A 25,871-nucleotide genomic window follows, 5' to 3' on the forward strand; every position below is an offset into this window, starting at 1 on the left:
AGATGGTTGATGATTGTAAAAATCTAGGAGAACCATCATCAGACTTACCAGCAAATATATGGAAATCAAAAGAGTCGTTGATTGCTCCAGCTGCTGGGGCATCTCATGTGGAAGCGGCAGCAGCTGTTGCACATTAATTCTATTTATTCAAAAGCACTCACATCACCGACACCACGACGAACAATCACAGGTTGATCACCAGATAAGTCGACAATACTGGTCGTGGTTAAAGTCCCAAGTCCACTATCAATAAACACATCAATACGCTTTTCTAATTGCTGTTCGATGTCATAAGGATCATCTAAAGGTTCATTGTGATCAGGTAAAATTAAAGTACTGGTGAGTAGTGGTTCACCGAGTTCTATGAGTAGCATCTGACAGACTGTACTACTTGGTACACGTAAACCAATAGTTTTTTTCTTGGGGTGCATTAGCCGTTTCGGTACTTCACTGGTTGCAGGCAAAATATAAGTGGTAACAGCAGGGGTGTTGTGTTTAAGCAGTCGATACATTGCATTGTCGACTTTGGCATAGGTAGCAATATCTGAAAGATCAGCACAGATAATCGCGTATTGATGTTTTTCACCTAAACCACGAATTTGAGCGATACGTGCCATCGCACTTTTATTTCCGATCTGACAGCCTATCGCATAGGCAGCATCAGTTGGATAGACCACGACATCACCTGCACGAATGCGTTCAACAGCTTGGCTAATTAGTCGTGGTTGAGGATTGTCAGGATGGACTCTTAAATGCAACATAATGATTCTCCTGATGTGATTATTATATGAAGTGTCTTAAAATATTTTCGCATCTTAAAGTTTATAATTTTCTAACACCTTAGTCAGTGTCATAAATCAGTGCAGCATGAGGCTGAATCATCGTAATGATGTTGAGTTGGCAAAGCTACACGATTTCATTATTACCTGAGTCGGGTGTGGGTTCAATTGATCCATGTGAATATTTGGTTAAATAAATTATCTTTAATCAGTATCTTCATGTACTGATGAAGCCAATTTAAAGAATTTAAAAAGTCTTGGTTCAAATTAGTCCAGCATTTCACGCTTAAACTCATCGATCTGTAGCGGTTGACCTGCTCGACAGCAGATACAAATACAATGAATAAAACGTTCAGCGTCGCGGGGAAGTTTGGCTTCACCATTAAAATATTTTTGTAACTGTTCAAAAACGTTGTCTTTGAATGTCGATCCATTTCCACCATCACCAGTTAAATTATCCAGTGATACACGGAACTTACGACCAAAGGCTTGGGCAAATAACCATTCAATAGCTTGCGGTTTAATTTCAACCTGCTCAAATAAGGCTTGTTGCTCAGCCGTACGTCCATCTGGCGCATACCAATAGCCTAAATCGGCAAGTTTTCGACGTTCATCACCTGCAATTGTCCAATGGCTAATTTCATGCAAAGCACTATTAAAAAAACCATGAGCGAATTGAATGCGAGCGGAAGTGTCTGATGTTGCAGGAAAATATTCAGGTTCAAAATCACCTTTGATCAAAGTGACATTTAAGTGGGAAAACCAATGATTAAAGTGTAAGATAAGCCACTCTACCTGTAGCGCTTCTGTTTGCAGATTTACCCAAGGGGCGAGTTGCACGCGGTCTAAGTAATCGGCTAAATCTGAAGGCGTAGGATAGTTTAACTGTAATGAAGTGGTGACTTCAGGTTGCGGCTGCAACTGATGCATGACTTGTATTACCCAAATGATCTGTCTGAATAAGTACAAAATTGTATCTTAATCTTTGACAGAGTACTTATGAATTTGTAGAATTGCCGCCTTAATTATGTCAGCAAATACCTTTCCGGCACAGATTGAGCCGTTTAAATGGGCTGAACAAGGTTTTACATGGTCAGGTACCCTGCCATTGTCACGCCTTGCTCGAATTTCCCGTGAAGCTGTTGGATCAATTGATGATCAATTGATTAACGTAGACTGTAAGCTATCAATGGATGCGTATCATCGTATTGTATGGCTAGATGGTAGCGTCGAAGCAAAAGTTCCAATGGAATGCCAACGTTGTTTGGATACTGTTGAAATCCCTCTTGCATTAGATTTTCATCTGGCTTTGGTCGATAATGAGTCACTGATAGAGCGCTTGGATGAGGATGCTGATTTCATCGTTTTAGGTGAAAGTGAAGCAACGACGAAAGGTTCATATGATGCACCTGCCACCGCTGATTTACTCGCACTGATAGAAGATGAGTTGTTATTGTTGATGCCTTTGTCACCTAAGCATGAGTCTTGTGTGCATAAGCATCAACCTGCCGTTGAAGAGATAGTTGAAGAGAAGCGGGATAATCCGTTTGAAGCTTTGGCTGCTCTAAAGGGTAAACTTAACTAATTTTTGTGTTATACTGTGAAGTATAAGACAACTGAATTTGTTCTGATCCATTTTTTCGATCTTTGTAAGGAGCCATCATGGCCGTTCAGCAAAACCGTAAAAGTCGCTCTCGCCGTGACATGCGCCGTTCACATGACGCTTTAACCGAGAATGCATTAACTGTAGACCAAACTACAGGTGAAACTCATCGTCGTCACCACGTGACTAAAGATGGCGTTTACCGTGGTCGTCAATTATTCGCTAAAGCAGCTGATGCTGAATAAGTGATAATGTATTAAGCGTCAAGCTTAGTAGAAAAAATGGGAGCGAAAGCTCCCTTTTTTTATGTCTGTTTTTATATTTTGGTTAAAATTACAACATTTGATTTAAAATGTTTATAAGTAAAAATATATAGAAAGAATGATGTTTAGATAAAATCGAAGAAATAAGAAGATTAAAAATGATGACAATAAAATTGAAGTATAAAATTGTGATGATATGGATTTTGGGTGGATTAATGTCCATATTCAGTCAAACATATGCAAATCAGTCTATGCAAAATACTTCGACGCCAGTCTCTGTAGGAGTGGTTAGTATTCCTTTGGGTGAAAATTTAACAGAGAAGCAGTTCAAGGTGATCTCAAGACCTTTTGTAAAGCTTGGGAAGAAGCCTCAAGTTTATGAAAATGATTTCTGTGTAGGAATGATTGAGGATGAAGAGCAGGCGAAGGGGTATGGTGTATTGAACTTTCGTCAGTACAAAGCTCAATACGCTATAGATTTGGTCATTTTTGATGGTGCAATGAAAAAACAGAACGTCATGGTGGGAAATAAGCGTTTTAACTTGCTGAGTTACATTGCTGATGTCAAAAAAATGGACGCAGACCTGAGTGAAAATGATGATAATGGTGTAGTGCAAGATCGTGTCACGTCTAAAAAATATCCGTATACACGAAGCTTGATTTTAAGAAATAAAAACCAAGATGATTTAAATATATTTTATTTTGATGGTATAAAACTTATTGCAATACAGTATGTTGTGCAATGTTAAGAGCTGGGGTTTATCTTGCTTTTGTTTAAGGGGTTTAGGGCGTAAACGGATAATAGTGCTTCTAAATAATAACCAAGAAAAACGGTATTTTTTGCGATGGTGGCACCGAATCAAGCTTGTTAAGATACAATCAACTCAAATTTAGACTACAAGATGTATTGATATGTCCATGATAGACAGCTCAAAATTTGTAAAAGCAACGAAAACTGCCTTTGTATTTCCAGGTCAAGGTTCACAAAAAGTGGGAATGTTGGCAGAACTTGCTGAACAGTTTAGTGGTGTGAAAGAAACATTTGCTGAAGCCTCTGAAGCGATTGGTTTTGATTTATGGCACATTGCACAAAGTGGTGAAGGGTTAAACCAAACAGAATTTACACAACCTGTCTTGCTGACGGCGAGTATTGCATTATGGCGTGTATGGTTGGAGCTTGGTGGTGTAGCACCTAAATATTTAGCTGGACATTCACTGGGTGAATACAGTGCATTGGTTGCAGCTGGAAGCTTGAGCTTAGGTGATGCGGTTAAACTTGTGAACTTACGTGGTAAGTTGATGCAAGATGCTGTGCCACAGGGTGCAGGTGCAATGGCTGCAATCCTAGGTTTGGATGATGCAAAAGTTGTTGAACTTTGCCAGCAAGTGACTGCACAAGAAAATGGTTCTGTTGAAGCAGCAAACTACAATGCTCAAGGGCAGGTCGTGATTGCAGGTGCAACTGCCGCTGTAGAAGCTGTAATGAGTTTGGCGAAAGAAAATGGTGGTAAAGCGATTGCACTGCCTGTATCTGTACCATCTCATTGTTCAATGATGAAGCCTGCGGCTGAAAAATTTGCAGAAGCATTAGCGCAAACTGATATTCAATTACCTAAAATTCCTGTGATCCAAAATGTCAGTGCACAAGCTGCAACTGATGTGGATACACTTCGTCAAGCATTGACCGCTCAATTGTATGAGTCAGTGCAATGGACGAAAACGATGCAATTATTGCAAGACCAAGGCATTAGCTATATCGCTGAATGTGGTCCGGGTAATGTATTGGCAAACTTGGCTAAACGCCTACCAAATATCGAGAAAGCATTTCCACTTGATACCCAATCACGTATGGAAGACGCATTAAATGCCATTTTAGTGGCTGAAGGGAAAATTGCATGACACAAGAACGTAAAGTTGCTTTGGTAACTGGTGCAAGCCGTGGTATTGGTGCATCAATCGCTCAGCAGTTAATTCAAGACGGATTTTTTGTTGTAGGTACAGCGACATCTGAAGCTGGTGCAGAAAAACTATCTGCACAATTTGCTGAGAATGGCGCAGGTAAAGTTTTAGATGTACGTGATGGTGCTGCTATTGATGCTTTAGTGTCTGATATTGAGCAAAATTACGGCCCTGTTTTGGTTCTTGTAAATAATGCAGGAATCACGAAAGACAATCTGTTGCTTCGTATGTCGGAAGATGATTGGGATGACATTTTAAATATCCATTTAAAAGCGGTATTCCGTTTGTCTAAACGTGTCCTTAAGGGCATGACAAAAGCACGTTATGGTCGAATTATTAATATCAGTTCCGTTGTTGCGCATTTTGCTAACCCAGGTCAAGCAAACTATTCTGCTGCAAAAGCGGGTATCGAGGCATTTAGCCGTAGTCTTGCTAAAGAGATGGGTAGCCGTCAAATTACGGTAAATAGCATCGCACCGGGCTTTATTGCGACTGAAATGACAGAGCAATTGAGTGAAGAAATTCGTAAGAAAATGAGTGACCAAGTGGGTTTAAATCGCTTTGGTGAGCCTCAGGACATTGCTGATGCAGTAAGTTTCTTAGCTTCAGACAAAGCAAGTTACATTACTGGTACTGTTTTACACGTGAATGGTGGTTTATACATGGCTTAATGCGATGTATAAACTTTTAAAAAATTCAATATTCAATTAAACTATAGGCATTAAAAGCCGCCACAAGCAATGAGGAGAATTCCTGTGAGCGATATCGAACAACGTATCAAACAAGCAGTAGCTGAACAACTTGGTCTTAAGGCTGAAGAGATTAAAAACGAAGCGTCTTTCATGGATGACTTAGGTGCTGACTCTTTAGACTTAGTTGAGCTTGTTATGTCTTTCGAAAACGATTTCGACATTACAATCCCAGACGAAGACTCTAACGAGATTACGACTGTTCAATCAGCAATTGACTATGTTTCTAAGAAACTTGCTTAATTGTTGAAATTTCAGCATCGCTGAAATAAAAGCCACCTTTATGGGTGGCTTTTTATTGTTTATATAAAAGACAAATAGTTGTGCGAAATCAAAAAATTATAATTACATATCGTTACGTTTAATTCACCAAAGCCACACTTAAATGGTCTAAATTTTAGGTATAAAAAATAGAGCTAAATTTAATCATAAAATTTACGATTTTTTAGAACAATACAATTTAGAATTAAACGGAGAATACACATGGGTCTTTTTGATTTTGTTAAAGGCATTGGTAAAAAAAATACAGCACCAGCAGAACCACAAGCTGCTCCAGCAACACCATCTGAACCATCTGCACAAGAAATCGCAAATAAATTACTAGGTCATATCAAAGCACTAGGTTTACCTGTGACAGGTTTATCTGTGGGTTATAATGGTGACTCTGATTTGGCAACAGTCAAAGGGCAAGTAGCAACTCAAGCGGATCGTGAAAAGATCATCCTCGCTGTGGGTAATATTGATCATGTTGCAAAAGTGGATGACCAATTAACCGTTGCTTCACCAGAGCCAGAAAGCAAATTCTACACAGTGAAATCAGGTGATAACCTTTCTAAAATTTCGAAAGAATTTTATGGTGATGCGAATCAGTACAATAAAATTTTTGAAGCAAACCGTCCATTGTTGAAAAATGCAGATGACATTTTCCCAGGACAGGTTTTACGTATTCCTGCTTAATCACTATTAATTGAAAAAAAACCGAGTTTATTAACTCGGTTTTTTTATATCTCATGGTCGCTTATTATTCGAATTATGTGGTGAATATAATTTTATGTGTTCTGGTAATGTAATATTAAGCCAATCATTGCATATTAATTCTTCTCTTTTTTATTTTTAAACTATTTCAATTTCTTCGTTATTTCTAAGTTGTAAATTTACTAAATAAATATATTAAAAATAATTATTATTTAATATTTCTTAAGCCTATGAAAATTAATAAAAATTAAAATGTTTGTTTCATTTGGTAAATATATTGTAATTTTAACTTACATTGTGTGAATAGTGTAGTATTTGTAACTTATGGAAATTAGTTGTTATTTTTTTGTAAAAAGATAATTGAGGGTTAAAATAAAAAAAATATATGACATGGTTATTTAAAAATAAGAAAAATACATATGTATATTTATTAAATAATAAAAATGAGAGTAAAGTCTCACTTATATGTGTTAATTAAAACAATAACTTATAATAATTGCGATTAAAAATTCTAATTTCTAACATCTGTATTAATGATATTTAAATAATGCTGAATTTTTACGATATTTACATATAAAAAACTTCTGCTACAAAAGAATGGCAACTTTGACATTAAACAATAAATGACGAGGAAATATTATGCCAACGGTCAATATAATTTCTAAGGGGTCGGGTACCCTTATAGAAAATACAACTTCAAACACTCTTATTTTAAAGGAAAACTCTGTAGTAGTAGTTAATATTTCAATTGAAGAGATGGCAAATTTTAAAAGGGAGGGGGATACCGCAGTAATTACATTGAAAAATGGTGAAAAAATAATTATTGAAAGCTATTTTGATGATCCTGTGAATTCACATCAAATTATTTTTGATGACGGTTCTCAATTATATTGGGCGGAATTTACGGATGCTACAAATAATATTGCAGCGACTATTAAGTACCATCCAATTGAGTCAGTCGAAGTGCTATTTGCTTTAGGTGGTTCATCTGTGAGTGGAAGTATTTTACCCTGGGCATTGGGAGTTGCAGGCATAGGTGGTATAGGTGCTGCAATTTCAAGTGATGATTCTGATTCAAACTTAGGATCAACGTCTGAGTCTAATTCCGACTCGACATCGGAATCAAACTCAGACTCTACCTCTGAATCAAATTCTGACTCGACATCAGAATCAAATTCCACTTCCGAATCTAACTCTGACTCGACATCAGAATCAAATTCCACTTCCGAATCTAACTCTGACTCGACATCAGAATCAAACTCTACTTCCGAATCTAACTCCGACTCGACATCAGAATCAAACTCTAGTTCTGATTCTACTTCTGACTCGACATCAGAATCAAATTCTACTTCTGACTCGACATCCGAAAATATTACACCTAATGCGCCAAGTGAGCTTGTCGTATCAGCTGCAGGTGACTCAGTTACAGGTAAAGCAGATCCAAATTCAACTGTAGAAATTAAAGATGCTAGAGGTACGGTGATTGCAACAGGTACAGCAGATGCTTCAGGTAATTTTACAATTCCACTGCTTCCTGCCTTAACCAATGGTGAAACGATAACAGCAGTTGCAACAGACCCTGCAGGGAACACATCTGCAGGTACAACAGCAACAGCACCAGATGTTACGAGTCCAGATGTACCCACACAAGTTGTAATATCTGCTTTAGGCGATCTAATTACGGGTAAGGCTGAACCAAATTCTGTTGTCAAAATTTTTGATGAGCAGGGTGGTTTGATAGCTGAAGGAGTGGCAAGCTCAGAAGGTGATTTTGTAATTCCACTTGTACCTGCTTTAACAAATGGCGAAAAGGTATTTGTTACAGCAACTGATTCTAAAAATAATGAATCACTTTCAGCTGATGTTGTTGCGCCTGTTTTAGGCGGATCTGAATCGGATTCAACATCGACATCTGACTCTGGTTCTGATTCAACATCGACATCTGATTCTGATTCTGATTCAACATCGACGTCTACCTCTGATTCAGTATCGGATTCAACGTCTACCTCTGATTCAGTATCGGATTCAACGTCTACATCTGAATCTGTTTCTGATTCAACCTCTACATCTGAATCTGTTTCTGATTCAACGTCTACATCTGACTCTGTTTCTGATTCAACATCGTCGTCTGACTCTGTTTCTGATTCAACATCTACCTCTGACTCTGTGTCTGACTCAACATCGACGTCTGATTCATTATCGGATTCAACGTCTACATCTGAATCAGAATCAACTTCTGCATCTGAATCTGAGTCAGCTTCTACATCTGAGTCTGCATCAGAATCAGCTTCTGTATCGGATTCAACGTCTATATCTGACTCTGTGTCTGACTCAACGTCTACCTCTGATTCTGTTTCTGATTCAACATCGACATCTGATTCAGTATCGGATTCAACGTCTACCTCTGATTCTGTTTCTGACTCAACGTCTACATCTGATTCAGTATCAGATTCAACCTCTACATCTGATTCAGTATCGGATTCAACGTCTACATCTGATTCTGTTTCTGACTCAACCTCTACATCTGATTCTGTTTCTGATTCAACGTCTACATCTGATTCTGTTTCTGATTCAACGTCTACATCTGATTCTGTTTCTGACTCAACGTCTACCTCTGATTCAGTATCGGATTCAACGTCTACCTCTGATTCTGTTTCTGACTCAACATCGACATCTGATTCAGTATCAGATTCAACATCGACATCTGATTCTGTTTCTGACTCAACGTCTACATCTGATTCAGTATCGGATTCAACGTCTACCTCTGATTCTGTTTCTGACTCAACGTCTACATCTGATTCAGTATCGGATTCAACGTCTACATCTGATTCAGTATCGGATTCAACGTCTACCTCTGATTCTGTTTCTGATTCAACGTCTACATCTGATTCTGTTTCTGACTCAACGTCTACATCTGATTCAGTATCGGATTCAACGTCCACATCTGCCTCTGTGTCTGACTCAACATCGACGTCTGACTCTGTTTCTGATTCAACGTCTACATCTGACTCTGCTTCTGATTCAACGTCTACATCTGATTCTGTTTCTGACTCAACGTCTACATCTGATTCAGTATCGGATTCAACGTCTACCTCTGACTCTGTGTCTGACTCAACATCGACATCTGATTCTGTTTCTGATTCAACGTCTACCTCTGACTCTGTGTCTGATTCAACATCTACATCTGATTCAGTATCGGATTCAACGTCTGCATCTGAATCTGAATCGACTTCTGCATCGGAATCAGCTTCTACATCTGAATCTGAATCGGCTTCTACATCGGAATCTGAATCAACTTCTGCATCTGAGTCGGCTTCTGCATCTGAGTCTGTTTCTGAGTCTGAATCGATTTCTGAATTGGAGCTAGAGATTCCAACAGCCAATGATGATTTTGAGGCAGTTACGGGCATTATTGTTGAGGGTTCAACGACTAATGATGCAACGCCTACTTTAAGTGGTGCAAATGCATTAGCTAATGCAGTAGTGACGATTTACAACGGAGATGTTGTTCTTGGAACTACAACAGCAGATGGCAATGGGGTTTGGTCTTGGACGCCAACAGAGTCATTAGTGGATGCTTCTTATGTACTTACAGTCACTCAAACAGATCCAATATCTGGTATTGAGGGGCCACAGTCACAACCACTTTCATTTGAAATTGATACAGTTATTCCTGTCATCGAATCAGTTGTAGTTAGTGAAGATAATTCTTCAGTAACTGTAACGGCAGAACCAAATGCAATCGTGACGCTCACTGATGATGAGGGTAATGTTTTAGCTACGAGTTCTACAGATGAAAACGGGATGTTTACATATACACCTGATACACCATTTAACAGTGGTGCTGTGATCAATGTAGAAGTTACTGATAATGCAGGTAATGCTGTTATAGAACAGGTGCGGGCAGGTATCGAAGAGGTAGTTGCAGCAGCAGATAACGACGTTCAGCTTGTATTGGATATCACGCCGACTGTGACAGTAAATCAGACGCCAACGGACTTGAATTCAACGGGTTTCACTGTGGGTTCATTAGGTTTAGGACCAGTTTTAAATGCAAGTGTGCTTGAAAGTGTATTTGGTTCTTCTGTTCAGTTGAGCGTAGATTCAGGCACGACTCGTGATGTAGATTTCTATGCGGATGCTGGTGGTATAGCTGCTGGAACAATGAATCTTTACATGTATAAGCTGAATGCATCTACCAATGAGTGGGAGCTACAAGAGAACATTGAAAATTGGTACGTCGTTGTTCTGGGTGGTGTTTCAGATAATGTTCAGCGCACTTTGGCTGAAGGTGAGTGGTTATTCGTTTTAGGAAATGGAGAGGGGTTATCACTTGCTACAGGATATACACTCCGTTTTGATGGTGATGTGGTCAATGACTACAATAATGCACTCACAGTAGAGGGCACAATTGCAGGAAATGTAATTGAAGATCTTGATAATCAAAATGGTCAAGATGATTTGCCAGTTGGTACTACTGTTACCTCAATAACCAATGCGGATGGTATTGTTACAAACCTCATTGCAGGAGAACCTAATACTCTTGTGGGTAAATACGGCACACTTACAGTATATAGTGATGGTAGTTTCTCGTATGTTGTGAACAGTACATTCCGTGACTATGGTGAAGTTGATCGCTTTATTTATGAAGTCACAGCGCCTAGTGGTAAAACAACAACTGCAAACTTAAACATTGAGTTAGCAAGTGTAGCTTCTACTGATGAAGTCATTATTGATAACACTGTTGTTCTTGCGGTTCAGCCTACAGAGACAACTTTAATTGAAGATCAAATTACCATTGGTGATGCAACTGCAGTCAATATCTTGAGCTTAGGAATTGCTGGAGATGTTCTATCTGCTGGTGTTGTGGGTACTGAGGGTGTGATGGACTTCACTGTCGCAGAAGGTACAACGCGTGAGTTAACCTTCCAAGGTAGTGGTGGTGGATTATCATTGGCTGTGACCTATGAATTTACCTTGTATCGTCAAGATGAACAGACGAAACAATTTGTTCAAGTTCATAAAGATCCAGACTTCCTATTTGTACCGATTCTTGCAAGTGGAACGAGTGATCCATTGAAGTTGACCTTTGGTGAAGGTGTTTATGTGGCGATTATCAATGCGACTGGTGGTATCGATGTAGCAGGTGGAGCAACTGTTGAAGTTATTGAAGATAAGACTTATGACTACAACACACCATTAACCTTAACTGGTACGACTACGGGTGATGCAACGACAGAAGCGACCGATGCCGTAGTTGAAGTGAATGATATTGCGGTGGTTGATGGACAGCCTGCAACAATCATTGGTGAATTTGGTACTTTGGTAATTAATTATGACGGTACCTATACTTATAGTGTAAACAAACCTGCAGATACTACAGGTTGGGTACCGCCATACGGAGAAGTTGATCGCTTTGAGGTGGTTCGTCAAACAGCCGAAGGTAACTCTGTTATTGATATCTTGAATATCAAAATTGAGACCAACGAAGCGGTTGATGACCAAGATCAAGTAACAATTGATCTCTTAAACTCAACACCATTTAGTGCATCTGCTGATGTAGGTACTATTGATATTTCAGCAAGCCGGACCATCAGCTTTGATGTTGAAGGGAATAATTACCTTAACTCATTAACCTTAGAGGGTGTGGTAACACGTACATTGATCACTAATAGTCCAACAATGAACGTTTCTATTACTAAGGATGGTGGAGCTACGCCAATTTATAACGGTCCAGTGACGTTAACTTGGACGACTCTAGGTACTAGTAGTAATTATTCATTGAATATGACTTTACCTGATGGCCAGGTATTCGATGCAGGTGCCTATGTTGTAAATATCACTACAGCGAGTGGTTTTGGGAATGTTGTTGATGTGGATTCAGCAACCTTAACAGGAAGCTTAATCAATGATATATCTAATGTTACATCACCTGTCATTGAGGGGAATGTGCTTACAAATGATTCGGTCATTGGTCAGATCGACATCTTGAAAATCGGTCATAAAGAAGTTTATGTGAACGATGCGAACAAGGGTGCAGACTCAATCACTGTTGAGGGTGAGCATGGCGTGTTAACGCTCTTCCGTGACGGTAAGTACAGTTACCAACCAAATGGACTCACAGGTGGTGTGGATACATTTACATATAACACTGTGACCAAAGTAGGTACTGAGCAAACAGCGACACTTGAAATCAATGTTGGTCTGAACATCACAGGAACGGGTACTGCAGACGAAGTGAATACGAGTGCTTCGATTGATTTACTCACCTTGGGTGCAGGCGCTGATACTGCAATATTTGATGTGTTGAACCAAGCTCAACATATTGGTCAAGCAGATATTTGGACGGATTACAGTCGAGTTCAGGGTGATGTGATTGATATCTCAGCATTGTTGGCAGGTCAAACTGTCAATTCAGGCAATATCGGTACATTTGTGACATTGGCACAAGATGGTACGGATACTGTGGTATCGATTGATTTGGATGGTACAGGTACGCAATATAACCCAACAGAATTGGTGACGTTGCAAAATACCGATAGTACGACGTTGTTGTTAGAAGAGTTGTTGAAATACAACAACCCAATTTAACAATGCAGTGAAATAGAGGCTCCTTGGAGCCTCTATTTTTCGTTTTAGTACTTGGCGTATTTTTCATTTAGTTAAATGTATGAATTTGCGACACATTAATAAGGTTGGAAAGGCAAATGGAATTTAAAAACTTTTATTTCTGCAATTTAGATTTTGGTAAACAATTGACTGGTGTGGAGCGTGCAGCGTTAAAACGAGCAAGATTATTTAAAAACTATTTTGGAATATCTCCAATTTTCTTGACAACACGCTTTAATGAATCCATTCATGAAAATGTACAACGCTTAAAAGATAATGGATGGATGCCAAAATCATGTGAGGTATACAATATTTATGAATATCTTCGGGGTGCTTATGTAGATAAAAGACGTTTAAAAAATCAATATGTACTTGATGCATCTATTTATAATGTTATTGATATTGATGCGAATCCAGCGCATCAAAAATGGACTTCAAAGGTCAATGAAAGTTATTATAAATATGTGGTCTGGGTAGATAAAAACAAAGATAAACTGCTTTTTATTAACAACTTATATAATGCAAAAATTATTAAACGAGAAAAGTTTGATAAAAATGGAAACTTACTTGCGATTCAAGAGTTAAATGAAGCAGGCAAGGTTGAGAGTGAAGATTTAATTCATTTAGATGGTCATATTGTTTTACGACGTTACTTTGGTGAGCAGAATAAACTGACTAAAATCGTAATTTTCTCACCCTTGGGGATGGTAGAAGAAGTTCTGCAAAATGAAGAGCAACTGGCAGATTATTGGTTAAGACAATTTGTAGATTTTAATGATTCTGCTTGCTTTGTAATTGACCGGAATCCTGCATGGAATACAGCACTGAAAAATTATCATGTTGAAAATGGACATAAAACCATTTCAATTTTCCATAGTAGCCATTTGGTTGAAATGGAAGATAATATTATGACAGGTCGCTTAAACTCTAATTTTAAAGCGATTTTGGAAGGGAAATACAAAGTTGATCATGTTGTTACGCTAACGGAGCATCAAAAAGAAGACATCCTCAAAAGATTTACTCAGAAAAATAATATCGTGACCATACCGCATAGCATTGATGAATTACCTGAGAAAACACCATTTGAACGACGTAATCCGAAAAAGTTGGTTGCACTTTGTCGTTTAGCACCTGAAAAGCAAGTGGTTGATATGGTGATGATGATGGGGGAGTTATTAAAAACCCATCCAGAAACAGAGCTTTGTATTTATGGTGATGGTTCTGAGAAAAATAAAATTATAGAAAAAATTAAAGAGTTGGATATTGGAAGTAATGTTCATTTGATGGGCTACAACGAAAATATTGCTGATGCTTATGCCGATGCAGCATTCTCTTTATTGACCAGTAAGTGTGAAGGTTTTTCATTGGCAATATTGGAAAGTTTAAGTTTTGGTGTGCCTGCGGCTTCTTATAATATTCCCTATGGGCCATCAACCATGATTCAACATGGTCAAAATGGAGTATTGGTTAATCATGCTGACTATAAGGCAATGGCACATGAGTTAAGTCAAATTCTTTCTCAGCCTGATCGATTAAAGCAAATGTCGGAAAATGCTTATGCATCGATTGAGCGGTTTAAAGAAGAAAATGTGGCTGAAATTTGGCGTGAGTTAATTGTGAGTTAATAAAAAGGCGCTTAATGCGCCTTTTTGCTTTTGTATAGTTTGAAAAAGTCATAGAAGAACAAAAATCTTTTTAGGGTGTATTCCCAGAATAGAAATGCAAAAAACAGACCGATCGGAGCAAAAAGAAAGAAATTATTAGATAGCCGACCAAGAAATGCCAAAGGAATGGTGACTATAAGAATTAAATACATTAAAGGGATGTGGTATTTTAACTGCCATATTCGACCATGCTGAACTTCATAATCGAGAACGAATTGATCTCTATTAGTAATTAAGGGTGTAGAGTCATCTGTGGTTAGATATTGTTCTAATGTTCGATTCCATTTCTTTTTAAGAATAAAGTAGTCTATGAGACAGTAGATTAGAAATCCATAGGTGATCATTTTATCGAAAAGGTAAAGTGGATAAAGACAAATCAGGAATGAAATACAAATATTAAATATGACACCTTTCAAATAGACAGTGTGACTTTGGGTTGTAGCTATAATCAGTGTTGATGGAAGCGAGATTAAAATTAAAATAGCGAGAATATAAAATTTTTCTAAGACAAGATAATAAAGACTAAATAGAAAACTCATGATTAAAATGAGACCCCAAGATCTATAAATGAGTGAGTTTTGTTTTGCTGTTGTATTTATTATTACTTCCATAATTATGCTCAAAGAAAAACCCTCCGAAGAGGGTTTTATCATCGTCATGCGACACATAAGTTGTCATTTTGTTAATCGGAAAATCAATAAGTTAATGATCATCGTGACAATCAATGTCACTATACCGCGACACAACCTGTGTCATTTTGTAATAAAAACGACACAACCAGTGTCATTTTGATAAATGTAGAGTTTTGATAGATGCTTTTTAGATAATCGATATACTTAAATTCAGAAGTAAGGTAAGGGTGTAAAGCGTCTTAGGTAGTCTACAAAATAAATAACTATTTAAGCCAAAGTAGATGTTTAGTTATTCTGAAATTAAGATAGATTTCATAAAATAGTGGCTATTCAAAAACGACTTATATAGAGGTCACAACAAGCCCTCAATTAACTTCAAAGAATTTTTTGCTCTTCTTAATTAATCTTTAATACGGTTTTAAATTTGTAAAATATTGATTTTAATACAGTTAGTCCGAGAGCTTATCTGTCAAAAATGGAAAATTATAATTTTTAGGATACTGCTCAGATCGGTATACATTTACTTCACTTTCAGGGAAAGTTAGTTGCAGCATTTTGGCCAAATTAGTTAATTCTGGATTATTTTTTTTCGCTATGATGAATTCTGCTCCTTCTCCGTTGTCTAAACCAATGACATCAAAATCTTGTTTCAAAATTTCATTTAGAACATTTTCATAATAGGCTTGATAAACTCCTTCTAGTTCTAAAGAAGTATCTTCATTTGCTTCGAGTTTTTCAATTTTTGCATACATTTTATTTAATGTCGGTTCTAGCAATATTTTTTGCCCCTGAATAACTTCAAGCTCATTTATCGAATTCTCTATTCGTGACCACCAATCCTTATAGTCTGATCTAGCAATATATTTCCTTGCACCATCATAATCAGATTGCCAAGTCATAAACCACCCAAAAGCATTACTCTCAGAATCCAATGGAGGGAAGTCTAAAGGTTTTAATTCAGGAAAAGTTTTAATAAATTGTTCCCTCATTTCTTGAGGAGTTGGTAATGCCTCCTTATCTGATATTGAGAGGGCATTATTTTCTACCAAATTATTAGTTTTGTTATTTGCTGAACAAGCTGATAATAAAGCTAATGATAAGAAAGCTAAAAGTAACTTAGACATTATTTATTTTCTCTATCCAAAATGTGCTCAGGTATAGGATATTTTTCTAATAATTTAGCTTCATCTTCCCGATCCCAACGCTCAAGCCACCAATCACACTGTTCAGGCTGAAAAAATACAGGTTCCCAATCAGCCAATGAATCAGCATATTGAGTAAGTGGTAACATTTTTTCTCGAATAGGTTTAAGTATATTATTTAATGCTTGATAGCCTTGTGGGCGTGGTAAGCCTATTCTTGCTAATTGTGGTGCTTCATCTGCTTTAAAAAATACCCCACCATTAATCGGCTCTAAGCGTAATGGAGTATTCGGGTCTTGTTTCTGAATCGTTTGGACTTCATTTAGTTTTTCAAGCCACGGTTGACCGAGATATACCAACCAAGCGGTTGAACGTACACCTTTTTCTAAAGACGGTTCATCATTGGTCACAGCACTCGTTTGCGTCATATCTTTTTCAATATCTAAACCTAAAAAGCGGTAATTAGCTGCCGTTTCAAAAGTCTGCCATGGTACAGCTTGAGTAAAATCTAAGGGTTGTCCGACTCGATAACCGCAATACGCTTGCTCTATTTTAATCTCTCGAATAATCGATTTAAAAAATTCAATACACTGTAATCGCTTATCACTGTTATCGGTAAAATCTAAAGGAAAAATAAAATTTATCCATGAGTACCATTCGTTATTTGCAAAATCAGGATTAAATGAAGCCTTAATTCCATACCTAGGAGCAAAACTCATTTTCGGTTGATCAGAAAAATAATAAATTACTGAGGTTTTTTCTTTTCGAATATCTTCCAATAAATTTTCAGGAAAACCATCCTTACGAAATTTACGTTCACGTTGGTTTTTTACGGATGCTTCTTGTTGAAACTCGGCGCCTGTCAAAGCAATATAATCTTGTATTTTTCTGACAAATTTTTCCTTAACTTCCAGTTGATCACCATTATAAAACCAAAAAGACATCATTAAGTTTAAACGGACAGGCTCTGTTTTTGACTCAATATCAATATAAGGCAATGTGTAATCTTGCGTTTTTTCAATCTGATCTAACCATACTTCAGCTTGTTGAAATAATTCACCCATCACCTATTCCTTCTTATTTCCAAAGATTTTCTGCATTGGTCACAACAATGTCCCACAACTCACGCATTTGATTAATCTTACTCGTCTTTTTCCCTTGTGGCGTGCTGCTTGGTTTTTGCGTATTTTGAGGTAATGGCTTTTCCTTACACCCACAATCACTTTTTTTCGGATCAGCAGACACTCGAATCATGGCAAGCTTTGTACTACTACCTAAAAATCTTGTGTAGTTAGTCATTTGTTTTTGATCAGGAGGATCATTACTGTCTAAAAATTTAATTTCCACCCAGTGTAAAATATTATCAATGGTTGGTGCTTTCATAATATCTTTAACTACAACTACATCTGCCCCTATTCGATGATCTCCCCCAGGCGTTTCCATAAACTTGTGTCGAGGTGGATTTGCTCCAGTTACCATTACTGGTTGTTTGGTTCTTATGTCATATATTACTTCTGCTTTAATTGGACATTTATGCTCCATGACAATGTCTACCAGTGCAAAAATCACTTGTACTGCTTTTTGTCTAAGATGACGTAAGCCTCCCCATAAACTAATGACCTTATCAGCAACAGATTCTTTTTTAGGAGCTTTTCCTGTGGCTCCACCAATTTGATTACTGAAACAACAAACCTTGCAAATCACAGATTTAAATAGAATTGGCTTTTTAGTGTAAATGTCATACCATGCTCCAACTCTTGATGCTTGTGAAGGTGCAGTAGGTTTAGTAGATCCATTCGGTTGAGGTACCGTGGATCCTTGTTGCTCTTTTTTAATATCTGTAGCAACTTCTGTAGCAAATGAAAAAATAAAATCAATTATGCTTTGTGCAATACTTGCACCAATGTCAGCTAAAAATGGTGCTAAATGCTTTTTAACTAAATCTGTTGTAACTTTTGCAGCCCGATTTAATAATTTTTTTAATATACTCAATAGAGCTCTGAGTACAAAAGCAATAATAATGCCAACGTATTGCAATCTAATTCCCCTTTATTCTTCTATTTCTAAATCAATATCATCAGATTGCTCTTCAGAATCTTCTGTATAGAATAATTCTTCATAACTTTTTTTGAGCAGAGGAGAATCCCCAGAACTTTTTTGCTCATCATTGGGTAAATCAGCAATAAATAAATCCACTTTTTCTCGCTGATTAGTTTCAATTGGCTGGGTTTTCCCAAATTGATCTGTAACTCCAGATACTTCAGTCCCATTTTCAGCTATAAGCCGATAATTGTAATTAACCATTGGTTGTTTTGTATCATTTAAAAAGGTAATCGCGGCAGAGTACGGTTGTTCAATAATTTTAGGTAATGAAGGTAATATTACATTTGATTTAGTCCCACCAAGAAATTTATGCTGTCCAGCTTTCGCCTCAAACTTTGCTGGCGTGATGAATGTAATTCCATTCTTATTAATAATGACTTGAGAACCGCCTGCCATAGGTTTACCTATTTTTCTTTAATTATTTAAAAATTAAGCTATGTTTTGGCTTAATATAAACGTTAACCAATTAACTTTTTTAGTCAAAGTATGACTTTCATCATAGCCATTCAACTGAATGATAGCATCATTGTTACGGCAGATAATAAAGAAGTTGTAATTAAAAAGGGTGAAAACACAACACATCAAGAAAATTCCATTTCAAAAATGCATTCATGGAAAAAAGGCATTATTACAGGTACGGGTGAAAGTAATCTTATCCATATCACTGTTGCCTTGTTTAAAGAATTTGATTGTTTAGAAATCAATGAATTGACTAAATATTTAGAGATTTCTAGGCATATTCGAGAAATTGAATTAGGTACTGAATATTTTCAGGTTCAGATAACTAAACTAATCTGCTCTAGTTTTATTGAACATGGAGCTCAGCTTTATAAATTCGAAAGTATGGATGGAAAACAGAGTTATCGTATGGTTCTTGTAGAACCAATGGACATTACAGTATGGATGTTTAATCCTAACATTGAGGCAATTTCTGAGGATCTACAAACTCTTTATGCTGATCTAAAAGATTATGCATCTTTTACGAATCAAACTGACTGGATGAATTACTACATTAACCGTATTGCACCCATCTATCAAAAGCAGAGCCAAGTTGATCCAATGATGAGCCAAAGCTTTGATTTATTTTTTCAGACAAAAGATGAGTATTTCTATGGACATATCCCGAATACACAAAATATAACCTTAGAATTCAAAGAAATTTCAACAAAGTTGCTGTTTCAGTAATCATAGATCTCTTATGTAAAGTTGAAATGTTTGAAAACTGTCTTAGTTTTTAAAATTAAGAAATAATGGGATCAAATTAATGAAAAGTACTTTTTGCTAGATATAAAAAAACCGCCATTATAGGCGGTTTTCTCAATGACATTTTATGCGTCGTAAATGACAACTTATGTGTCGCGCGACAAAACGTCACACGACACATCCTCTGTCATTCTTGAACACCAAAATTCAATAACTTAGAAATCTTAGCGACACATAATGACAATGATCAGCGACACAACCTATGTCAATTTTTCGATAAAACGACACAACCTATGACAATTTTTGAAAATGTGTTTTCAACGTCTTGTTCTATTGCAATCAATAACTACTATCTTAATTTTACCTTCCTGAGCTGATCGACTATTTGCAATTAACATTTCTTGGAGTTCCTCAGGAGTGTGAGGAATAGGTTTTCCTCTACCCAGCGCTTTAAGCTTTTTATTATCAGTTCTCTTGTCAAACCAAAGTACTAAATAAATACCTCTATCTTCGGCTCTCCAATCAGTGGTATATAATTTATCAAGTTGTTGATCAGCTCCAGTCCAAAGGTCGCGATGCCACTGACCTTTTATTTCAATTGGTAGACGAAGTTTACCTACAGAGCAAGTGATATCAACTTCTTTATCATCTGCAACATGCGCTTCAGGTTCATATGTGATTGTATTATCACCTTGACGAAGTAAACCTATTAAATGGTCACGACATCGTTCCTCCTCAAAAGGTTTACCTTGATCATTGAAAAAACCACGCCAAGATTCAGCATCATCACTCTTGATTTTTGCCTGAACAATATTCAATTCATCTAATACAAATGTTTGTAAATCAATAATTGTTTGAGGATGTTGATCAGCCGTAATTGCTTTAATTGATTGAAGAGTAGGAACAGAGTATAAGCTGTCAGCTCGCATTTGCTTCTGTTCAAAGAGCATTGCTTTGATTAAATCTGTGTAGTCATCCGTAGATGAATCTTTAAGTTTCTGAAGTGCATCACAAGCTTGATCACTATGGTTTTTGGTTAATTGTTGAATAATGCTGATAATAAATTCAGAAGCATCCCATGGATTTCTATCACCGCTCGAACCACCAATAGGATGACCTACATTAGGATAGAGCTTTCGAAAAGTTGAAATAATCCAAAAAAATAGTTTGATATTTAATATAGGCTGTGATTTATTCTTTCTATATTTTCCTTCAAGACGATCTCTAAGCTTCCATATTAAGTTTGGATCAATAGGTTGGGGTTCCAATCTTTTTACTGTTTTGTCGAAATCAACGATAAGGTTAATTGCAATCCAATTTAGTTTTTGTTCATCATCCGTTATTATTTTCTGTGTTTGAGCTAATTCACGTATAGCATCATATTGTCCTGTTTGAATTAAACAATCGAGAAGTTCAGTTTCTATATTTACTGGCATATCTGGATAGTTTTTTAGCCATTTTTGGGCTAGATCAATTGCGATAGCATTATTCTCACTCATCCTCATTAAACGGGATAACCCATCTATATGCTCAGATCTAGCTTGAAACTGTGGCTCATAAAATTCTTTTAATGCTTCTAAAAAAATTTGTCTTTGCTGAACTTCATTTTCAATAATTTCAAAAATACTTGGTATCCCTGCATGTGTATCATGACGAATATGTAGTAATGAGTAATATCCCGCCAATAATCTTTCATTAGGAAGATCAGCTAAGCCTTTTTCTTTTCTAATACGTTCTGCTATAGCAACAATTAAAATATGGCTAGCTTCATAAAACTTTCCTTGAGGTAAAATATTTGCAATATCTTGTGCAGTAACTTTTGGAGGAGTTTGCATTAGAAAAGCCTCGAAACCTTCCATACATACTTCTGATATATCAGCTCCTATCCAATCAGAAATACGCTGATGGGCTGGTGTTTCTTTACTGATATCTGAAAAATGTTGTAGGTATACTTTTGCAGGTTTGATTGTCACACCGTACTCACCTTGGCGTAATCGTTCAATATTTTGAAGATAGAATGCTCTTTGCTCTGATCGAGATACTAATTTTTTTTCTTCTATTTGTTTTTTCCGCTTAAGATCTTGAATCTCCCAATCAGCTAGCTGTCTGATTGCAATTTGGTTAAGCCAATTCTTAGCATTTTGATCCTTATTAGTGAACGGTAAAGCTGCTTCTCGCACATCTTGTCCAATTTCACCATCATGGTAAGCTAATTGAACAAGCTCTTTCCATCGAAGATCGTTTTGATTCTCTACATATAATCTCTCAAGTAATTGGATTACGTCTTCGGGCGTAACTGAAAGACCATGCGAACATCTGTGTAGTAAAAGATCCTTTAGTCTAATATTATTTTCACTTGGTCTTTTGAGTAAAACAAGATATTGAATAGTATGTCTTAAATCGTGATTGTTCCTAAAGTACTTTGCAAGTTTATTAATATATTCATCATGATATCCAAATGTATTGTGGAACGGTTCAAGCCAATTCAAAAGTTTTTCTGCTGAAATATCATAATTTTCTAAAAAACGTAAAATCAAGTGACATGCAAAATTTTTAGCTTCATTCTTAATTTCTGAATCACTAGAAATAGCCATCCTTTCGATTCGAGAGACAAAAAAGTTTAGGATATTTTCAATTTGTTCTTTAGGTAAATTTTCTTGTAAGAACCATAATGGCCCAAGGATATGATCACTCATTTCCAAGTGGGATATCGCTAGACTAGCTATTAACTCATCATTAGCTTTATCGTAACCAGTGTCTTCTAATAGTTCTATTGCGAGTCTGATAGATGATTCGTCTGCTAACGTAGAAAGATGAAGATAAATGTTACCCCAATCGATAACTTGCTCCTGAATAGCCAAAGCTTCACCAGCAGATTTACGAATTGCAAATTCTATATTGGGATCATTAACAAGTTGTTTAAGTATTTCAATAAAATCTTTTGGCAGTTGATTTCCTTTAATAACATCAACTAAAAAAACTCTAAAGCTAAAGGGTATATCAGGTTGACTTAGAATCTTTTGGATTAGCGATAGTAATGTTGGTGTTGCAAATGCTCGGATGTAGTAGGTGTCTTTATTGTGAAAGTTATAAAATCGAGGGTTGTTTTCAGCTAAAAGATAAATACTGTCTAGTAAAATTTTGGCTTGATCCGTTGTTAAGCTATCTACATCGCCATACTCAAGAATACCAATAGGATCCTTTTTAATGATAGCTGAAGCTAGAGCAGGATCATTCATTAACCATGAATGTAAACCGCGTAAGTTAGTGGGTACAAACTCATAACTATGAAATAAGGATAGAAGACGCTTACGCTTTCGATCAGTATTTGCTTGTTTTAATAACCATTTCGCACCTAAGAATTCTCCAATTCGGCGGTGAAGGTAGCTGAAACGCTCTATTCCATTAGATCGAAAAAGACGAGAGCCTAGTATAAATTCAATTTTCTCAGTATCAGGGAGTAATTTAATCTCGCTTATAGATAATTCACCATCAATTATATTTGCAACTGCTTTGCGAGAAATTGCTTCATTACCAGTTAAAATAAGACTCGCAAATGCTGCTCCTGCGGCATCAAGTGCAATTGTACTTGGTAGTTGTCCCTCGGCTTTAAATTCTGAATGTTCAATTATTAACAGCTTAATAGCTTGTTCAAATAATTGAGTAATAGATTCAGGTAGGTTTTCTTTTTTTGCAACAGCCGCAATGAAGCTAAGTGTCTGAGGATTACCTAATAAATCATTGAGCCCTCGATCTATAAAATGATCAATGATTTCCTTCGCTCTTTCTTTACTAAAATTAGATTCTAGGAATTCAATCATATCCTTTTGAGTAAAAGGCTCTAAATGAAGCTCTAAGGGGACCTCCGAGTATTGTTCTTGTATGGTTCTTAAACCAGTTGCACTTCTCCAATCTGCTACACGACAGGCTAGAATAAATTTTGGATATCCTAAAACCTCAAGTTTCTGTAATACTCTATCTACACTGTCCCCATCATTTTTAGAACTTACTTCATCAAGTGCATCAATAACTAATACATTATTGTTGCCGAGAAGAAGTCTTGGATTTGCTCGATTTAGTAGTTGACTAGCAGTACAGTAAGCATAATTTTCTAAATCTCCTAGCCATTCTAAAAGGCTAGATTTTCCCATTCCTGCTTCACCTACAATAACTAATGGGTTCGTTATTCCAGGTATTTCATGTTGACTGACTTTTTTTTTAGTATCATCAGTTTGATACCACAGAGTTCTAGGGATCATGATCTAACTTAATTGATATTGTGGTATGAGTTAGTAACTTACTCATAATATTAGCATGCTTTTTTATTGATTAAAATTTTGATTTGAAAGGGAAAATATAAAATGGGTGGTAAGTGAATTTTACTCTTTTTTTATTTCGAACAATTAAGGTAATTGTCGATAATAGTGGGTTTATCGCCAAATTTATTATAGGCATTGGTATATGTCTTATCCTCTTATATTTTTGGCATATTGACTACTTTCCTACAGATTTATCATTAGGAGATGGTCTTTTATTTTTCTTAATTACAATAAAGTTTCTATTAGTCTATGCATTTTTTTTGGGTTCACATTATGCACTTGGCAGCGTTGTTATATTTGTTATTCGATGTCTAACAAATTTTTTCAAAGTCTTATTTTCTCTACGAGAAAGTTTATCTAAAGGATTAATTGATCTAATTTTTATCAAGATAAGTTTTCATAAAATTTTGAATTATCTAGGTAAAAATTTTATTAGGCTTTTATTTCTAACTTTTGGCTTGGTCTTTGTTTTTATTTTTTATAGTGGGAAATCAGTAAGCCTATTGATTATGGTCTTTTTAAGCATTCTTTTAAAAATATTTATTGATAAATTTATAGAGGATTTTAAGACTACAAACGTGAAATTAACAGACGATGAGAATAAAGATAAAAATATAAGACTTTCAATGATACTGCTTTATATTCTACTTGTTCCTAGTTCTGTATATGTTTTTTATACTGAAAAATCAAAAAATATTTTTATCAATATGGCACTAGGTTCTGTACGAGAAGATGAAAAAAATAGCTTAATTTTCATAAAGTCAGAGTTTAAAGAGTTCTTCCCAGAGTCGAAAGATGCTGAAAAAAAGGGTGGATATATTGAGATAAAAGGAGGAGAAATATTATTAAAAGGGATTGGTAAAAATGCTTTAATTCAATACTCAGCAAAAACTAAAGATAAAAACGGAAATGAAGTTAAAATCAAAATTAAAGTAGAAGTCCCGAATGAAGCACTTTTAATTATAAGAAGATCCCAACAAAAGGACTAGATGGGATTGATGAATATTGAAAATCTGTGATTCAGAAAGTATTAGTAAAGTGAATTTTGTGAAATTACTGAAGTTTATGACCATGTTAACCTATATAAAAATCAGATTTTTGTTAAGCATTTTGAGCGAGAATGATGTAGTTTATGTGCAAAATGTACTTTCAAATTTTGAGTTGAAAAAACTGATTAATGATAATTGATTAATTTTTTCAACCCTTTAAAAATGAGTGTGATTCCTACATTGAAATTTAGCTATAAAAGGTTTTTGAAAAAAGTAATTGTTTCTATTAATGGATTTATAATTGAGAATAATAAAAGTAACGCCATTAATTTATTAAAAAAACTTACTTTTTTCTTATCATGTATAAGAAGTTGAAGTTTGTCACCGATATAGGCCCAGATACCAACACTAGGAATACTGATTAAACCATATAGGAGTCCAATCAATAAAAAAATAAGAATAGTGCTCGATGAGGATGTGTATGTTGTAACAGCCCCCATTGTCATAATCCAAGCTTTAGGGTTTACCCATTGAAATAAGCTGGCTTGAATAAAAGTAAGAGGTTTATGATTTTTTAAATCATTATCAACATTGACGCTATCAGAAATATAAATTTGATAAGTGAGGTAGAGTAAATAGAATATTCCGATAATTTTAACAAATTCATAAAATACTTTAGATGAGGTAAGAATTGATCCTATACCTAGACCAACAAGCGTTACCATTAAACCGAAGCCAAAGCCAATCCCTAAAATATGAGGAATAGTTCGTTTGAATCCGAATGATATACCAGAAGAAATTAACATTATATTATTCGGTCCAGGAGTAACTGAAGTTACAAATGAATAAATAATGAAAGATATTAAAGCTGAAAATGTCATA

At 36.0% G+C, this 25,871-nt stretch carries 20 protein-coding genes and 1 pseudogene; 13 read left to right on the plus strand and 8 right to left on the minus strand.

Annotated features, from left to right (window positions below; translation table 11 throughout):
• Window positions 1-2 precede the first annotated feature (2 nt).
• Window positions 3-137, plus strand: coding sequence for a hypothetical protein (locus AC5YDM_RS02545; RefSeq protein ID WP_496150583.1), 135 nt, complete (start codon window positions 3-5; stop codon window positions 135-137).
• Window positions 138-143: 6 nt separating this feature from the next.
• On the opposite strand, the gene AC5YDM_RS02550 is transcribed toward AC5YDM_RS02545, so the two are convergent.
• Together AC5YDM_RS02550 and AC5YDM_RS02555 are read right to left on the minus strand one after the other, a co-directional pair.
• Window positions 144-761 carry an L-threonylcarbamoyladenylate synthase gene (locus tag AC5YDM_RS02550; RefSeq protein ID WP_496150584.1) on the minus strand — a complete coding sequence of 206 codons (618 nt, stop codon included), beginning with the start codon at window positions 759-761 and terminating at the stop codon, window positions 144-146.
• Between the two features lie 285 nt (window positions 762-1,046).
• Window positions 1,047-1,709, minus strand: a complete 663-nt coding sequence (locus AC5YDM_RS02555) for an elongation factor P hydroxylase (protein WP_496150585.1) — start codon at window positions 1,707-1,709, stop codon at window positions 1,047-1,049.
• Window positions 1,710-1,806: 97 nt separating this feature from the next.
• Between AC5YDM_RS02555 and AC5YDM_RS02560 the strand changes: the two genes are divergently transcribed.
• From AC5YDM_RS02560 to AC5YDM_RS02605, 10 genes and pseudogenes are all read left to right on the plus strand, one after another.
• Window positions 1,807-2,364, plus strand: a complete 558-nt coding sequence (locus AC5YDM_RS02560) for a YceD family protein (protein WP_496150586.1) — start codon at window positions 1,807-1,809, stop codon at window positions 2,362-2,364.
• Between the two features lie 77 nt (window positions 2,365-2,441).
• Window positions 2,442-2,627 (plus strand): 50S ribosomal protein L32, encoded by a 186-nt coding sequence (gene rpmF, locus AC5YDM_RS02565; protein WP_035269206.1) that lies wholly within the window; start codon window positions 2,442-2,444, stop codon window positions 2,625-2,627.
• A gap of 176 nt (window positions 2,628-2,803) precedes the next feature.
• Window positions 2,804-3,394, plus strand: a complete 591-nt coding sequence (locus tag AC5YDM_RS02570; RefSeq protein ID WP_496150587.1) for a hypothetical protein — start codon at window positions 2,804-2,806, stop codon at window positions 3,392-3,394.
• 163 nt (window positions 3,395-3,557) lie between these two features.
• Window positions 3,558-4,544, plus strand: a complete 987-nt coding sequence (gene fabD / locus AC5YDM_RS02575) for an ACP S-malonyltransferase (RefSeq protein WP_496150588.1) — start codon at window positions 3,558-3,560, stop codon at window positions 4,542-4,544.
• On the plus strand, window positions 4,541-5,275 hold the full coding sequence (fabG, locus tag AC5YDM_RS02580; RefSeq protein ID WP_496150589.1) for a 3-oxoacyl-ACP reductase FabG: 735 nt from the start codon (window positions 4,541-4,543) through the stop codon (window positions 5,273-5,275). The genes fabD and fabG overlap by 4 nt, the downstream gene beginning before the upstream one ends.
• An 84-nt stretch (window positions 5,276-5,359) precedes the next feature.
• Window positions 5,360-5,596 carry an acyl carrier protein gene (gene acpP, locus AC5YDM_RS02585; RefSeq protein WP_166322567.1) on the plus strand — a complete coding sequence of 79 codons (237 nt, stop codon included), beginning with the start codon at window positions 5,360-5,362 and terminating at the stop codon, window positions 5,594-5,596.
• Between the two features lie 240 nt (window positions 5,597-5,836).
• A complete protein-coding gene (gene lysM, locus AC5YDM_RS02590) occupies window positions 5,837-6,310 on the plus strand; it encodes a peptidoglycan-binding protein LysM (RefSeq protein ID WP_496150590.1) in 474 nt (157 codons plus the stop codon).
• Between the two features lie 657 nt (window positions 6,311-6,967).
• Window positions 6,968-8,143, plus strand: a pseudogene (locus AC5YDM_RS02595) (Ig-like domain-containing protein); the annotation flags it as partial.
• A 1,542-nt stretch (window positions 8,144-9,685) separates the two neighbouring features.
• Complete coding sequence (locus AC5YDM_RS02600) at window positions 9,686-12,919, plus strand: BapA/Bap/LapF family large adhesin (protein WP_496150904.1); 3,234 nt, start codon at window positions 9,686-9,688, stop codon at window positions 12,917-12,919.
• Between the two features lie 116 nt (window positions 12,920-13,035).
• Window positions 13,036-14,562 carry a glycosyltransferase gene (locus AC5YDM_RS02605; protein ID WP_496150591.1) on the plus strand — a complete coding sequence of 509 codons (1,527 nt, stop codon included), beginning with the start codon at window positions 13,036-13,038 and terminating at the stop codon, window positions 14,560-14,562.
• A gap of 1,120 nt (window positions 14,563-15,682) precedes the next feature.
• Here AC5YDM_RS02605 and AC5YDM_RS02610 read toward each other — a convergent pair.
• Genes AC5YDM_RS02610 through AC5YDM_RS02625 form a run of 4 tightly spaced genes read right to left on the minus strand, consistent with a single transcriptional unit; the run spans window position 15,683 to window position 18,874 of the window.
• The gene (locus AC5YDM_RS02610) at window positions 15,683-16,357 is read right to left on the minus strand and encodes a hypothetical protein (RefSeq protein WP_496150592.1); all 675 of its coding nucleotides are present in this window, start codon (window positions 16,355-16,357) and stop codon (window positions 15,683-15,685) included.
• Window positions 16,357-17,439: a type VI immunity family protein gene (locus AC5YDM_RS02615; protein ID WP_496150593.1), complete on the minus strand. Its 1,083-nt coding sequence runs from the start codon at window positions 17,437-17,439 to the stop codon at window positions 16,357-16,359. Before AC5YDM_RS02615 ends, AC5YDM_RS02610 begins: the two co-directional genes overlap by 1 nt.
• 13 nt (window positions 17,440-17,452) lie before the next feature.
• Window positions 17,453-18,412: a hypothetical protein gene (locus AC5YDM_RS02620; RefSeq protein ID WP_496150594.1), complete on the minus strand. Its 960-nt coding sequence runs from the start codon at window positions 18,410-18,412 to the stop codon at window positions 17,453-17,455.
• A 12-nt stretch (window positions 18,413-18,424) separates the two neighbouring features.
• Entirely contained in the window at window positions 18,425-18,874 is a 450-nt protein-coding gene (locus AC5YDM_RS02625; protein ID WP_496150595.1) for a hypothetical protein, read from the minus strand.
• Between the two features lie 90 nt (window positions 18,875-18,964).
• Between AC5YDM_RS02625 and AC5YDM_RS02630 the strand changes: the two genes are divergently transcribed.
• A complete protein-coding gene (locus AC5YDM_RS02630; RefSeq protein ID WP_496150596.1) occupies window positions 18,965-19,663 on the plus strand; it encodes a hypothetical protein in 699 nt (232 codons plus the stop codon).
• A gap of 335 nt (window positions 19,664-19,998) precedes the next feature.
• On the opposite strand, the gene eruA is transcribed toward AC5YDM_RS02630, so the two are convergent.
• Complete coding sequence (eruA, locus tag AC5YDM_RS02635; RefSeq protein ID WP_496150597.1) at window positions 19,999-23,940, minus strand: NACHT domain-containing antiphage protein EruA; 3,942 nt, start codon at window positions 23,938-23,940, stop codon at window positions 19,999-20,001.
• 113 nt (window positions 23,941-24,053) lie between these two features.
• Between eruA and AC5YDM_RS02640 the strand changes: the two genes are divergently transcribed.
• Window positions 24,054-24,989, plus strand: coding sequence for a hypothetical protein (locus tag AC5YDM_RS02640; protein WP_496150598.1), 936 nt, complete (start codon window positions 24,054-24,056; stop codon window positions 24,987-24,989).
• Between the two features lie 251 nt (window positions 24,990-25,240).
• On the opposite strand, the gene AC5YDM_RS02645 is transcribed toward AC5YDM_RS02640, so the two are convergent.
• Window positions 25,241-25,870, minus strand: a complete 630-nt coding sequence (locus AC5YDM_RS02645) for a LysE family translocator (protein WP_496150599.1) — start codon at window positions 25,868-25,870, stop codon at window positions 25,241-25,243.
• Window position 25,871 lies beyond the last annotated feature (1 nt).

It is taken from the genome of Acinetobacter sp. CY81, assembly GCF_059515925.1.

What these genes read in the sequence shown, in the direction of transcription:
- AC5YDM_RS02545 (WP_496150583.1), top strand. Translation starts at nt 3, where the DNA reads ATGGTTGATGATTGTAAAAATCTAGGAGAACCATCATCAGACTTACCA.
- AC5YDM_RS02550 (WP_496150584.1), bottom strand. Translation starts at nt 761, where the DNA reads ATGTTGCATTTAAGAGTCCATCCTGACAATCCTCAACCACGACTAATT.
- AC5YDM_RS02555 (WP_496150585.1), bottom strand. Translation starts at nt 1,709, where the DNA reads ATGCATCAGTTGCAGCCGCAACCTGAAGTCACCACTTCATTACAGTTA.
- AC5YDM_RS02560 (WP_496150586.1), top strand. Translation starts at nt 1,807, where the DNA reads ATGTCAGCAAATACCTTTCCGGCACAGATTGAGCCGTTTAAATGGGCT.
- rpmF (WP_035269206.1), top strand. Translation starts at nt 2,442, where the DNA reads ATGGCCGTTCAGCAAAACCGTAAAAGTCGCTCTCGCCGTGACATGCGC.
- AC5YDM_RS02570 (WP_496150587.1), top strand. Translation starts at nt 2,804, where the DNA reads ATGATGACAATAAAATTGAAGTATAAAATTGTGATGATATGGATTTTG.
- fabD (WP_496150588.1), top strand. Translation starts at nt 3,558, where the DNA reads ATGTCCATGATAGACAGCTCAAAATTTGTAAAAGCAACGAAAACTGCC.
- fabG (WP_496150589.1), top strand. Translation starts at nt 4,541, where the DNA reads ATGACACAAGAACGTAAAGTTGCTTTGGTAACTGGTGCAAGCCGTGGT.
- lysM (WP_496150590.1), top strand. Translation starts at nt 5,837, where the DNA reads ATGGGTCTTTTTGATTTTGTTAAAGGCATTGGTAAAAAAAATACAGCA.
- AC5YDM_RS02605 (WP_496150591.1), top strand. Translation starts at nt 13,036, where the DNA reads ATGGAATTTAAAAACTTTTATTTCTGCAATTTAGATTTTGGTAAACAA.
- AC5YDM_RS02610 (WP_496150592.1), bottom strand. Translation starts at nt 16,357, where the DNA reads ATGTCTAAGTTACTTTTAGCTTTCTTATCATTAGCTTTATTATCAGCT.
- AC5YDM_RS02615 (WP_496150593.1), bottom strand. Translation starts at nt 17,439, where the DNA reads ATGGGTGAATTATTTCAACAAGCTGAAGTATGGTTAGATCAGATTGAA.
- AC5YDM_RS02625 (WP_496150595.1), bottom strand. Translation starts at nt 18,874, where the DNA reads ATGGCAGGCGGTTCTCAAGTCATTATTAATAAGAATGGAATTACATTC.
- AC5YDM_RS02630 (WP_496150596.1), top strand. Translation starts at nt 18,965, where the DNA reads ATGACTTTCATCATAGCCATTCAACTGAATGATAGCATCATTGTTACG.
- eruA (WP_496150597.1), bottom strand. Translation starts at nt 23,940, where the DNA reads ATGATCCCTAGAACTCTGTGGTATCAAACTGATGATACTAAAAAAAAA.
- AC5YDM_RS02645 (WP_496150599.1), bottom strand. Translation starts at nt 25,870, where the DNA reads ATGACATTTTCAGCTTTAATATCTTTCATTATTTATTCATTTGTAACT.